This is a genomic window from Klebsiella sp. CN_Kp088 (genome assembly GCF_040064335.1).
Lineage (GTDB): Bacteria > Pseudomonadota > Gammaproteobacteria > Enterobacterales > Enterobacteriaceae > Klebsiella > Klebsiella aerogenes.
The window spans coordinates 394,359-406,085 of sequence record NZ_JBEAIQ010000016.1 but is presented as its reverse complement, the minus strand read 5'-3'; the positions used below and the strand labels follow the sequence as shown (position 1 = coordinate 406,085).

Annotated in this window: 9 protein-coding genes; 6 read left to right on the top strand and 3 right to left on the bottom strand. The window is 58.2% G+C overall.

Features of this window, described 5'->3' with window-relative positions; all coding sequences use genetic code 11:
• Positions 1 to 434 precede the first annotated feature (434 nt).
• The 4 genes from ABLV08_RS08605 to ABLV08_RS08590 are packed head-to-tail and all read left to right on the top strand — an operon-like array spanning position 435 to position 5,694.
• Complete coding sequence (locus tag ABLV08_RS08605; RefSeq protein ID WP_348855752.1) at positions 435 to 2,042, top strand: BCCT family transporter; 1,608 nt, start codon at positions 435 to 437, stop codon at positions 2,040 to 2,042.
• 37 nt (positions 2,043 to 2,079) lie between these two features.
• The gene (yeaW, locus tag ABLV08_RS08600; RefSeq protein ID WP_020079182.1) at positions 2,080 to 3,204 is read left to right on the top strand and encodes a carnitine monooxygenase, oxygenase subunit YeaW; all 1,125 of its coding nucleotides are present in this window, start codon (positions 2,080 to 2,082) and stop codon (positions 3,202 to 3,204) included.
• Between the two features lie 18 nt (positions 3,205 to 3,222).
• Positions 3,223 to 4,671 carry an NAD-dependent succinate-semialdehyde dehydrogenase gene (locus ABLV08_RS08595; protein ID WP_047054262.1) on the top strand — a complete coding sequence of 483 codons (1,449 nt, stop codon included), beginning with the start codon at positions 3,223 to 3,225 and terminating at the stop codon, positions 4,669 to 4,671.
• 57 nt (positions 4,672 to 4,728) lie between these two features.
• Positions 4,729 to 5,694 carry a PDR/VanB family oxidoreductase gene (locus tag ABLV08_RS08590; protein ID WP_032707732.1) on the top strand — a complete coding sequence of 322 codons (966 nt, stop codon included), beginning with the start codon at positions 4,729 to 4,731 and terminating at the stop codon, positions 5,692 to 5,694.
• A gap of 247 nt (positions 5,695 to 5,941) precedes the next feature.
• Here the strand turns inward: ABLV08_RS08590 and ABLV08_RS08585 are convergent, their stop codons facing one another.
• Genes ABLV08_RS08585 through ABLV08_RS08575 form a run of 3 tightly spaced genes read right to left on the bottom strand, consistent with a single transcriptional unit; the run spans position 5,942 to position 9,553 of the window.
• Complete coding sequence (locus ABLV08_RS08585; RefSeq protein ID WP_047054260.1) at positions 5,942 to 6,970, bottom strand: ABC transporter ATP-binding protein; 1,029 nt, start codon at positions 6,968 to 6,970, stop codon at positions 5,942 to 5,944.
• A gap of 1 nt (position 6,971) precedes the next feature.
• The gene (locus ABLV08_RS08580; protein ID WP_348855751.1) at positions 6,972 to 8,546 is read right to left on the bottom strand and encodes an iron ABC transporter permease; all 1,575 of its coding nucleotides are present in this window, start codon (positions 8,544 to 8,546) and stop codon (positions 6,972 to 6,974) included.
• Positions 8,547 to 8,569: 23 nt separating this feature from the next.
• Positions 8,570 to 9,553 carry an iron ABC transporter substrate-binding protein gene (locus tag ABLV08_RS08575; protein ID WP_223848513.1) on the bottom strand — a complete coding sequence of 328 codons (984 nt, stop codon included), beginning with the start codon at positions 9,551 to 9,553 and terminating at the stop codon, positions 8,570 to 8,572.
• 453 nt (positions 9,554 to 10,006) lie between these two features.
• Here ABLV08_RS08575 and ABLV08_RS08570 point away from each other — a divergent pair, with 453 nt between their 5' ends.
• The gene (locus ABLV08_RS08570; RefSeq protein ID WP_032711359.1) at positions 10,007 to 10,870 is read left to right on the top strand and encodes a ChaN family lipoprotein; all 864 of its coding nucleotides are present in this window, start codon (positions 10,007 to 10,009) and stop codon (positions 10,868 to 10,870) included.
• The gene (locus ABLV08_RS08565; protein WP_227502108.1) at positions 10,867 to 11,658 is read left to right on the top strand and encodes a TonB family protein; all 792 of its coding nucleotides are present in this window, start codon (positions 10,867 to 10,869) and stop codon (positions 11,656 to 11,658) included. The genes ABLV08_RS08570 and ABLV08_RS08565 overlap by 4 nt, the downstream gene beginning before the upstream one ends.
• Positions 11,659 to 11,727: the final 69 nt, after the last annotated feature.

The window sequence follows — 11,727 nt, the reverse complement described above, 5'->3', positions numbered from 1 at the left end:
GCGGGCTGCCCCGGCCTTCCGGGAACGTCTCAGCGATTTTGAGGCCACCAACACCAGCAGTTTCAGCCAGCGTGGTGAATAAATAAAAGGCAGGTCGCTCGGACCGTAGCCCGGGTAAGGCGTAGCCTCTACCCGGGAAAACTCGCGCCAACTCCCCTCTCTCCTCTGAATGCAGAAAACCCCACGATTGACAAGTGAACCGCATCACAGCGGCGAACTTTATTGATTCCTGAAAGGAAAGAACCTGCGCCAATTCACCTTTTATTATTTCCGTTCCGTGTTTTATTGCTTCACGAATCGGCCAATTGTTTAATTCATGTAACGAAGAAATAATCCAATTGTTAATAGCATTTTGCTACGAACCCTGACCCTACAGCGTGATAACAACGACAGGCTAAAGCCACCGACGGGCAACCGTGCCCAGGAGATCACTCATGTTGAGCAACGTAAAGAAAAAAGATGTGCCGCTGATTGTCATCAGCCTGGCGGCCATTGTTTTCATCGCCGCTACATTAAGTCTCTTCCCCCAACAAACCGCCCAGGCGGCTAATTCGATTTTTAACGGCGTCACCCGCCTGCTGGGTTCCGCGGTACAGGTGCTGGTGCTGCTGGCGCTGGGACTGGTGTTATATCTGGCCACCAGCAAATACGGCAATATCCGGCTCGGCGAAGGCAAAGCCGAGTACAGCACTCTCTCATGGCTGTTTATGTTTATCTGCGCCGGACTCGGCTCCTCTACGCTGTACTGGGGTGTTGCCGAGTGGGCTTATTACTACCAGACCCCTGGCCTGAATATTGCGCCGCATTCAGCAAAAGCGCTGGAATACAGCATCCCGTACTCTTTCTTCCACTGGGGCATTAGCGCGTGGGCGACCTACACCCTCGCCTCGCTGATCATGGCCTATCACTTCCACGTGCGGAAAAATAAAGGCCTCAGCCTTTCCGGGATCATTTCGGCGATCACCGGCGTCAATCCGCAGGGCTTTTGGGGCCGCCTGGTCGATCTGATGTTCCTGATTGCCACCGTCGGCGCGTTAACCATTTCGCTGGTAGTCACTGCCGCCACCTTCACCCGCGGCCTGTCAGCTCTCACCGGACTGCCGGATAACTTCACCGTCCAGGCGTTTGTGATCCTGCTCTCCGGCGGTATTTTCTGCATGAGTTCGTGGATTGGTATCAACAACGGCCTGCAGCGTCTGAGCAAAATGGTCGGCTGGGGGGCGTTCCTGCTGCCGTTGGTGGTATTACTGATCGGCCCGACCGAATTCATCACCAATAACATCATCAACGCCATCGGTCTGACGAGCCAAAACTTTCTGCAGATGAGCCTGTTTACCGACCCGCTCGGCGACGGCGCCTTTACCCGCAACTGGACCGTCTTCTACTGGTTGTGGTGGATCTCCTATACCCCTGGGGTGGCGATGTTCGTCACCCGCGTCTCCCGCGGCCGTAAGATTAAAGAGGTGATCTGGGGGCTTATCCTCGGCAGCACCGTCGGCTGCTGGTTCTTCTTCGGGGTGATGGAAAGCTATGCCATGCATCAGTTCGTCAACGGCGTGATTAACGTGCCGCAGGTCATGCAGACCCTCGGCGGCGAAACCGCCGTCCAACAGGTGCTGATGTCGCTGCCGGCGGGCAAGCTGTTCCTCGCCGCCTATCTGTTCGTGATGATTGTTTTCCTCGCTTCGCACATGGATGCGGTGGCTTACACCATGGCGGCGACCAGTACCCGTAACCTGCGCGAAGGCGAGGATCCGGATCGCGACATGCGCCTGTTCTGGTGCGTGGTGATAACCCTTATCCCGCTATCGATTCTGTTTACCGGCGCTTCGCTGGAAACCATGAAAACCACCGTGGTGCTAACCGCCTTACCGTTCCTTGCCATTTTACTGATCAAGACCGGCGGCTTTGTACGCTGGCTAAAACAGGACTACGCCCACGTGCCTGTGCATCAGATAGAAACCCATACGCCCGAGCCGATCGTTAAAGCCGAGACGCTGCCGGTTGGCGCGGTACTCAAAGGCGACGGCCAGTCGCTGTAAAAAACGCTTACTGACAATAATCACAAGGTGACCCTACATGAGCAATTTAAGCCCTGACTTTACCCTGCCGATTAACTTTTGTGCCAATCCGCAGGACGCCTGGACCATTCCGGCCCGTTTTTACACCGACAGCCAGGCGTTTGAGCACGAGAAAGAGCGTATCTTCGCCAATAGCTGGATTTGCGTCGCCCACGGCAGCGAAGTCGCCAGGCCGAACGATTACATTACCCGAGAGATCATCGGCGAAAATATCGTTATCGTCCGCGGGCGCGACAACATTCTGCGCGCCTTCTATAACGTCTGCCCACACCGCGGCCACCAGTTGCTGAGCGGCGAGGGTAAAGCCAAAAACGTGATTACCTGCCCCTATCACGCCTGGGCCTTCAAGCTGGACGGCAATCTCGCCCACGCCCGCAACTGCGAAAACGTGGAGAATTTCGATAGCGATAAGGCAACGCTTGTGCCGGTTCGCCTTGAAGAGTATGCCGGCTTTGTATTTATCAATATGAACCCGCAAGCGGAGAGCGTGGAAACGCAACTACCGGGGCTGCAGGACAAAGTGCTGGAAGCCTGCCCGGATGTTCATGAGCTGAAACTGGCGGCCCGCTTTACCACTCTTACCCCGGCGAACTGGAAAAATATCGTCGATAACTATCTGGAATGTTACCACTGCGGCCCGGCGCACCCGGGCTTCTCGGATTCCGTGCAGGTTGACCGTTACTGGCACACCATGCACGGCAAATGGACGCTGCAGTATGGCTTCGCCAAGCCCTCCGAGCAGTCATTTAAATTCGAAGAAGGCACCGACGCCGCGTTCCACGGCTTCTGGCTGTGGCCGTGCACCATGCTCAACGTCACGCCGATCAAGGGCATGATGACCGTCATTTATGAATTCCCGGTGGATGAAGAGACCACCCTGCAGAACTACGACATCTATTTCACCAACGAAGAGCTGACCGACGAGCAGAAAGCGCTGATTGAGTGGTATCGCGACGTGTTCCGCCCGGAAGATTTGCGTCTGGTGGAAAGCGTGCAGAAAGGGCTGAAGTCCCGCGGCTATCGCGGCCAGGGACGGATTATGGCGGATAACAGCGGCAGCGGGATCTCCGAGCACGGGATCGCCCATTTCCACAATCTGGTCGCCCAGGTATTCCAGCCGTAATCATTGAAGGAGTTGGCCATGTCCGTATTTCACTCAAATCTTTTTCGCCAGCAGGCGCTGATTGCCGGAAGCTGGCGCGACGCCGCCGACGGTACATCGCTTGCCGTCAGCAATCCCTCCACCGGCGCGACGCTCGGCCAAATCCCCAATATGGGACGAGCGGAAGCGCAGCAGGCGGTGGATGCCGCCGCAGCCGCGCTGCCGGCATGGCGCGCGCTTACCGCCGCCCAGCGCGCCGCGCTATTGAAGAACTGGCACCGCCTGATCCTCGAAAACAAGACCGCGCTGGCGCAGATAATGACCGCCGAGCAGGGCAAGCCGCTGGCGGAAGCGGAAGGCGAAATCGCCTATGCCGCCTCGTTTATCGAGTGGTTTGCCGAACAAGGGAAACGCGCCAACGGCGAAATAATCCCCTCCCCCGGCGCCGATAAACGCCTGATGGTGATCCGCCAGGGCGTGGGGGTCTGCGCGGCGATCACCCCGTGGAACTTCCCGGCGGCGATGATCACCCGTAAGACCGGCCCGGCGCTGGCCGCGGGTTGTACGATGGTAATTAAGCCTGCCAATGAAACGCCGTTTACCGCGCTGGCGATGGCGGAACTGGCGAATCAGGCCGGGATCCCGCAGGGCGTCATTAACGTTGTCACCGGCCAGTCGCGTGAGATTGGCGCGGTGTTCACCGGCGATGAGCGGGTGCGTAAGCTCTCCTTTACCGGCTCGACCGAAGTCGGCCGCGTGCTGATGCGCCAGTGCGCGGAATCCATCAAAAAGCTCTCTTTAGAGCTCGGCGGTAACGCGCCGTTTATCGTCTTTGACGACGCTGATATCGATAAAGCGGTCGAGGGGGCGCTGATCGCCAAGTTCCGCAACGCCGGGCAAACCTGCGTCTGCGTCAACCGCTTCTATATTCATCGCGCCGTCTACGACCAATTCTGCGATAAGTTCGTTGCCCGCGTCGCCGCTCTGAAAGTCGGCGATGGCAGCGAGTCCGATGTCCAGATTGGCCCGCTTATCAATGCCGATGCCGGACGCAAAGTGCAGTCCCTGCTCGACGACGCCATGAGCCGCGGCGCCACGCTGTTAACCGGCGGAAAAGCGCATCCGCTTGGCGGTAATTTCTTCACCCCTACGGTGATCGGCGACGTACAGCCGGGGTCACTGCTGCTGCAGGAAGAGATCTTCGGCCCGGTGGCCGCGCTGGTGAAATTTGAGGATGAGCAGCAGGTCATCGAGCAGGCCAATAACACCATCTACGGTCTCGCCTCCTATTTTTACAGCAACGATGCCGCCCGTATCTGGCGCGTCTCCGAGCAACTGGAATACGGCATGGTCGGCATCAATACCGGGCTGATTTCCAACGAAGTCGCGCCATTTGGCGGAGTGAAACAGTCGGGTCTTGGCCGCGAAGGCTCGGAACACGGAATCGAAGATTACCTGGAGATGAAGTATCTCTGCCAGGGGTTGTAAATGTCCTCTCCCGGCGACGGCACTGGCCACGCCGGGATTTTTTGATGGAGCTCCGCGATGTCTGATTATCAAATGTTTGAGACGATCGTTCGCGATGTTGAACAGATCACCGCCCAGGTTAAGCGTTTTACGCTGGTGTCGCCGACCGGCGCCCCGCTGCCGGGATTCAGCGGCGGTAGCCATATTATCGTCCAGATGCAGGATGGCGAGCAGCGCTACAGCAATGCCTATTCGCTCATGAGCTCACCGCTGGATACCACCAGCTGGCAGATTGCGGTGCGTCTGGAGTCGCCTTCCAAAGGCGGCTCGCGTTTTATGCATCAGCAGGTGCGACCGGGCGATACCCTGACGGTGTCCACCCCCAACAACCTGTTCGCCATCGAACCGCAGGCGCGCAAGCATCTGCTGATCGCCGGCGGCATCGGCATTACGCCGTTTTTAGCGCATATTCCTGAACTGGAACAGCAGCAGGCTGACTGGCAGCTGCACTACTGTTTCCACGACGCCGACAATAATGCTTTCGTCGATGCGCTCAGCGCAGCGCCGTGGCGCGACCGGGTCGATATTCACATATCAGCGCTCGGCAGCCGTCTCGACCTGTCGCGCCTGTTCGCCGATATCGAACCCGGCACCCACATCTATACCTGCGGCCCGGCAGCGCTTAACGAGGCGGTGAAAGCCGCCGCCGAACGGTATCAGGTTCCCGCCAGCCAGCTGCACTTTGAGCAATTTATCGTTGAAGATAAAGGCGGAGAGGCATTTACCCTGGTGCTGGCGCGTTCCGGACGCGAATTTACCGTGCCGCAGGAGATGACCATTTTGCAGGTGATCGAGAATAACAAAGCGGCGAAGGTGGAATGTCTGTGCCGCGAAGGGGTGTGCGGCACCTGCGAAACGATGATTCTGGAGGGCGAAGCCGACCACCGCGATCAGTATTACAGCGATGAAGAGAAAGCCAGCCAGCAGAGTATGCTGATCTGCTGTTCACGCGCTAAAGGCGGCCGGTTAGTGCTGGATTTATAGCACGCGCTCCGGCCAGCGCCGCTGGCCGGAGAGACAATCACAGTTCCAGCTCGCACCGCAATAAGAATGGACTGACCCCGCGGAAATATTCCAACGACCTACCACTCCATGGCGACGAGATCAGTGGCGCGGATACTAAAGCGTTCGCTGGTAGCGTAATTAGCACAATGTGCTACATCAGCAGCTAATAAACGCATTTCCGCGCCAAATCAATTTTTATCCCGGCTGAACGTTCAGCTTTTCGCCGCTACGCGCAAAATATCCGCGCCTGGCCAATAACCTCCAGACGAACCGTGGCGCCGGCTTGCCAGGCGGCCTGGCTGACGGTTTTCAACACCAACGGCATCGATTGCCCCGCCACCGTCACCGTCAGCGTCGAGATATGACCGGCGAAATCGACATCCACGATACGAAAAGCGCTCTCCTGCGGCGCGCACGGCGAAACCCGCAGTTGTTCCGGACGCAGCATCACGCGCCCGCGGCCGCTGGCGTGAGGATCGTCGGTCGGCAACTCGCCGATGGCGCAACGCGCGCGCCCTTCCGTGAGCTCGGCGTCGAGCACCAGCGCATCGCCAAGAAATAGCGCGGTGGCCTCGTCAACCGGACGCGAATAGACCTCGAACGGCGTCCCTACCTGAGCGAAACGCCCCTGTCGCATCACCGCGACCTGGCTTGCAAACGACAGCGCCTCCGTCTGGTCATGAGTGACCAGGATCGAGGCTACGCCAGCCTCGGCCAGCAGATCGGCGGTGGCTTTGCGCGTCGCCGCCCGCAGCCCGGTATCCAGCGCCGAGAAAGGTTCATCCAGCAACATCAGGGATGGCCGCTGGGCCAACGCGCGCGCCAGCGCAACCCGCTGCTGCTGGCCGCCGGAAATTTCATGCGGCCAGTGGTTCGCTAATGTCGCATCTAACGCCACCATCTCCATCAGTGCGGCCACCCGACGGCGTTTCTCTTCGCGACTGCAATCGAGTCCCCAGGCAATATTGTCCGCGACGTTAAGATGGGGGAACAGCGCCCCTTCCTGCGGCACGAAACCGATCCCGCGCTGATGCGCCGGCACAAACACGCCTTCGGCAAACAGGGTGTTGCCCTGCAGAACGATTCGCCCGTTATCCGGGGTTTCAAAACCGGCAAGAATCCGCAGCAGCGTGGTTTTACCGGAACCCGACGGGCCGACAATGGCGGTACGGCTTCCCGGCGCCACTGCCAGATTAAGGTTATCGAGCACCAGCGCGTCGGCGAAAGATTTCGAGATAGAAGACAATTCCAGCATGTTACAACCCTGCAATTTTTTTCGACTGCACATAAAGAACCGCCGTCAGCGGCAGCGAAATCACGATCATCAGCATCGCATAGGGCGCCGCGGCGACGTAGTCGATCTCGCTGGTCAACGCCCAAAAACCGGTCGACAGCGTGCGGGTGCCTAACGGCGATAGCAGCAACGTCGCGGTAAGCTCGTTGCTCACGCCAAGAAACACCAGCGCGGCGCCAGCGGCCGCTCCCGGCGCGGCCAGCCGCATGGTGACGCTCCATAAGGCGCGGGCCGGGCTGCGCCCAAGGCTACGGGCGACATTTTCCAGCTCAACCGGCGCCTGGGCGATACCGGCGCGCAGGTTAATCAGCGCTCGCGGCATAAACATCAGCAGGTACGCGAGGAACAGGGTCACCTCGGTCTGGTACACCGGACGGGCATAGTGGATGGTGACCGTCACCAGCGCCAACGCGGTGACGATACCCGGCAGTGAGCTGGTGATGTAATTACAGCCTTCCAGCAGGCGAAACAGCCGGCGCGGATAACGCGCGCCGAGCCAGGCGATAGGAATCGCGCAGGCGGTGGTCAGCAGCGCGCCGCCCGCTCCCAGCAGCAGGGTCTGGCGCAGCGAATGCCAAAGATCGGCATGCAGCCAGTTCTCCACCCCGCCAAGCCATAGCCAGCGGCACAACACCAGCAGCGGGACGCCCATCGCCAGCATCACCAGCGTCAACAGCAGCAGTTGCGCGCCCCATGCGGCCACATTGCCCAACGGACGACGCTTCTGTTCGCGCGCCGCGCCGGCGCCGATGCGCGCGTAACGCGCTTTGCCGCGCGAGACGCTTTCCAGTAGCAGAATCGCCAGACAACACAGCGCCAGCACCCCCGCCAGCATATTCGCCGCCGGGCCGCTAAAGGTGGACTGGAACTGGTCATAAATGGCGGTGGTGAAGGTATCGAAGCGAATCATCACATACAGGCCATATTCTGCCAGCAGATGCAGCGCCACCAGCAGCGCACCGCCGCAGATAGCCAACCGCAGCTGCGGCAGCACCACGCGGAAGAAAACCTTCCACGGCGGCGTACCCAACGAGGCGGCAACATCTTCCAGCGTCGGATCGAGACGACGGAGCACCGCCGCCACCGGCATGTAGATAAAAGGATAGTAGGCCAGCACCGAGAGGAACACCCCGGCGGACAGGCCGTGCAGCGAGGGAACCGCGCTGACCCAGGCATAGCTCTGGACAAATGCCGGGATAGCCAGCGGCGCGACCGCCAGCGCCGACCACAGCTGACGCCCGGCAAGCGCGGTGCGTTCAGTGAGCCAGGCCACCGCCACGCCCAGTACGATAGAGATAGGCACCGCCAGCAGCGTCAGCCACAGCGTATTGCTGAGCAGTTCAGCTACCCGCGGGCGAAACACCAGTGCTTTAATGGTCGGCCAGCCGGTCTCAATCCCCACCGCGGCCACAAAACCTAACGGCAGTAACGCCATTACTGAAAACAGTACAGCTAAGGCAACCATCGGAAATGCAGGACGCCTGCGCTCGGGCAGGCGTCCTGTTTTCTTTCCGAGTACCAGACTCAGGACAGACATAGATAAATCACTTCAGCATCAAATTACAGCAGGCCAGCCTGGGTCATCAGGTCGATCACTTTTTTGCTATTCAGCGTTGACGGCTCTACCTTCGGCGCGTCCAGCTCTTTCAGCGGCGTCAGTTTCGGGTTAGAGGCGGCATTCACGCCCACCGCATATTCGAAGGCGTTATTTGTGCGCAGCTCATCCTGACCCTGCTTGCCGGTGATCCATTTGATAAACGCCTGCGCCTGCTCTTTATGTTTGCTGGAAGCCAGTACGCCGCCGCCGGAGATACTCACGAAAGCGCCCGGATCCTGGTTTTTAAAGTAATACAGCCTGGTGTTTTTGCTGTTCTCGCCGGTTTTCGCCTGGTCGACAAAGCGGTAATAGTGGTAGATCACCCCACCGTCGATTTGTCCGGCGTTGACCGCTTTCATCACCGTGCTGTTGCCTTTGTAGGCCACGAAGTTCGTTTTCATCGCCTTCAGCCAGTCGAGCGTCGCTTTTTCGCCTTTCAATGCCAGCATGGCGCTGACGATGGCCTGGAAGTCTGCGCCCGATGGAGAGGCGGCCCAGCGCCCTTTCCACTCAGGTTTCGCCAGGTCCATCAGCGAATGCGGCAGCTGAGATTCGCTGATTTTCGCCGGGTTATAGACGAAAACGGTGCTGCGGGCAGCAATGCCAATCCAGCGGCCGTGCTCAGGACGATACTGCGGCGCGACCTGATTCAGCGTCGCGGCATCCAGCGGCGCAAACAGTTTGGCATTATCAACCAACACCATTGAAGGTGAGTTTTCGGTCAGGAAGACATCCGCCGGCGAGGCTGACCCCTCCTGCACCAGTTGATTACCCAATTCGCTATCGTCGCCGTTGCGCAGCGTGACTTTAATACCGGTTTCTTTGGTAAAGCCGTCAACCCAGGATTTCACCAGGTTTTCATGCTGGGCGTTATAAACCACAATGCCGTCGCCATTGTCAGCAGCCATAACCTGCGGAGCGGTAAACAGAGCCGAAGCAGCGAGCATCGCCGCGCAATATGCCGATAAGCGGAAATTCATAAGCTAATCCTTAGTATGGGTAGTCGAAAAGCCGTGGAGAAACCGGGTTGGCACGGATTAAATCACAGAGGAATGTGAATGATAATGAAAACAATTACCATCATTTTAAAAAAGTGAAAAACACCGCCAATTAGAATTTCCTGATGACAAAATGCTTATTTCAACACGCGACCGAAACAAACATTAAGACAACATTAAGCCAGCAGGTTTAAATATTATCGCTGTTTAAAATCTTGATCGTCTTCACAGATTCTCCCCGCGACACAGCAACGGCCAGCTGCTTGCCGGGTGAAATCATCACCCTTGCCAATAATTTTAAATGAGAATGATCTTGATAATCATTCTCAATATCACATATCATCCTGTTACAGTAGCAAGATACGAAGAAAAGACGACTAAAAAGCCGAAAATGGATATTTTATGTTTAAGGAACCCCTTTTAAAGACTCTGGTTATAGGCTGCGCGTGGTTACTGAGCGCCTGTCACAGCCCGGTTCACCCCCTCTCTCCTGCCGGGGAGCACGCGCTGGTAGAGAAGGCGAATATTCGTGATACCGCCAGCGGGCGCACCCTGACGCCGCAACAATTGCTGAACCAACTCGCCCAGGCGCCGCTGGTTATTGTTGGCGAAGAACATACCAACGCTCAGCATCACCAGATTGAGCGCTGGCTGCTGCAGAACCTCCACACCCTTCGCCCGCAGGGCAGCGTGCTGATGGAGATGATCGACCTAAGCCAGCAGGAGGCGGTCAATCGGGTCAAACGGGCCAGCCTCAGCGGGACGACCGTGAGCGCCACTCGCGCGGCGGAAACCCTGCGCTGGAACCCCGGCTGGCCGTGGGCGCTTTATCGCGACGTCGTGATGACCGCGCTGCAAGCACCTTATCCACTGCTGGCAGCCAACCTTAGCCGCCAGCAGGTGAGCGACATCTATCAGCATCCCACGTTTCCCCGCGGAACGCTCTCCAACAGCCCGCAGGTACATGAATCGCTATCGGCCATTATCTATCTGATGCATAACGGGCAAATCGATGGCGAGCAGGTCACCTCTATGCTCGCTATTCAGCAGCAGCGCGATCGCCTGATGGCGACGCAAATGCAAGCCGCGCCGCGCCCGGCGCTGCTGATTGCCGGCGGCTATCATGCGGCTAAAGATATTGGCGTACCGCTGCATCTGGCCGATCTCAAGGCGGAAAAACCGCTGGTGTTACTGCTGACCACCGACGGCACCACGCCGACGGCGAAGCAGGCTGATTACACCTGGTCGGTGGCGGCGGAAAAATGAATATCCCTCTCTCCACGCCATTGATAGCGTCGCGCCCTCGCTGGTTCACGGGAACAACGGCCAGCGTGCTGGGTCATCTGGCGCTGGCGGTGCCTTTTATCATTCATTTCGCCTCGCCGCCGGATGCCGCCCCCCCTGCCGCGGTGATGGTGGAGTACGCGCCGGAACTGGAAGTGTCATTGATTCATCCCGAGCTGCCGCCGGGCGTCACCCAGCAGCGCAAAGTCGAGGCGATGACCGAGCAGGAAACGGCCGCGGCGAAAGAGGCGCCGAAGCTGCATATTCACGAGAATGCGCAAATAAAGCTCTCCGCCAGCAAACCCCAACCGCAGCGGAAAAAGAAAATCGAGGTTAAAAAACAGTCCCGCCGTCAGCAGCAAGAGGAAAAGGGTAATTCAACCATCACCAGCTACGCCGCGCCCCCGGCGCCGGCCGTCCTCACTCAGCGCACCACCGCGCCGCTCGATAGCGATGCCGCGCGCCTGAGCGACAACAAGATCAGTTGGGAATCGCTGGTGAAAGGTAAAATCAACAAAATGCGCCACTACCCGGAAGATGCGCGCCGCCGTAAACGTACCGGTACCGTCATTATTACCTTCAGCGTCAACGAACGCGGCGAGGTGTTGCAATCGCAGTTGGCGAACTCATCAGGGACCCATTCGCTGGATCGCGCCGCGCTGATGGCGCTGGAAAATGCGCGTCCGCTTCCGCCGCCGCCAAAAGAGCTGCTGCGTAACGGTATTAATAAGGTCACCCTGCCGGTGGAGTTCGGCTTATTAAAAATATAAACCCAGGGTTCCCTGTTATTTATTCAGGCATCCTGGATGTTATTTATCACGGTCACTGACCGCTAATAA

Excerpts from the sequence above, each read along its gene's own strand:
- ABLV08_RS08605 (WP_348855752.1), top strand. The coding sequence starts at position 435 with ATGTTGAGCAACGTAAAGAAAAAAGATGTGCCGCTGATTGTCATCAGC.
- yeaW (WP_020079182.1), top strand. The coding sequence starts at position 2,080 with ATGAGCAATTTAAGCCCTGACTTTACCCTGCCGATTAACTTTTGTGCC.
- ABLV08_RS08595 (WP_047054262.1), top strand. The coding sequence starts at position 3,223 with ATGTCCGTATTTCACTCAAATCTTTTTCGCCAGCAGGCGCTGATTGCC.
- ABLV08_RS08590 (WP_032707732.1), top strand. The coding sequence starts at position 4,729 with ATGTCTGATTATCAAATGTTTGAGACGATCGTTCGCGATGTTGAACAG.
- ABLV08_RS08585 (WP_047054260.1), bottom strand. The coding sequence starts at position 6,970 with ATGCTGGAATTGTCTTCTATCTCGAAATCTTTCGCCGACGCGCTGGTG.
- ABLV08_RS08580 (WP_348855751.1), bottom strand. The coding sequence starts at position 8,546 with ATGTCTGTCCTGAGTCTGGTACTCGGAAAGAAAACAGGACGCCTGCCC.
- ABLV08_RS08575 (WP_223848513.1), bottom strand. The coding sequence starts at position 9,553 with ATGCTCGCTGCTTCGGCTCTGTTTACCGCTCCGCAGGTTATGGCTGCT.
- ABLV08_RS08570 (WP_032711359.1), top strand. The coding sequence starts at position 10,007 with ATGTTTAAGGAACCCCTTTTAAAGACTCTGGTTATAGGCTGCGCGTGG.
- ABLV08_RS08565 (WP_227502108.1), top strand. The coding sequence starts at position 10,867 with ATGAATATCCCTCTCTCCACGCCATTGATAGCGTCGCGCCCTCGCTGG.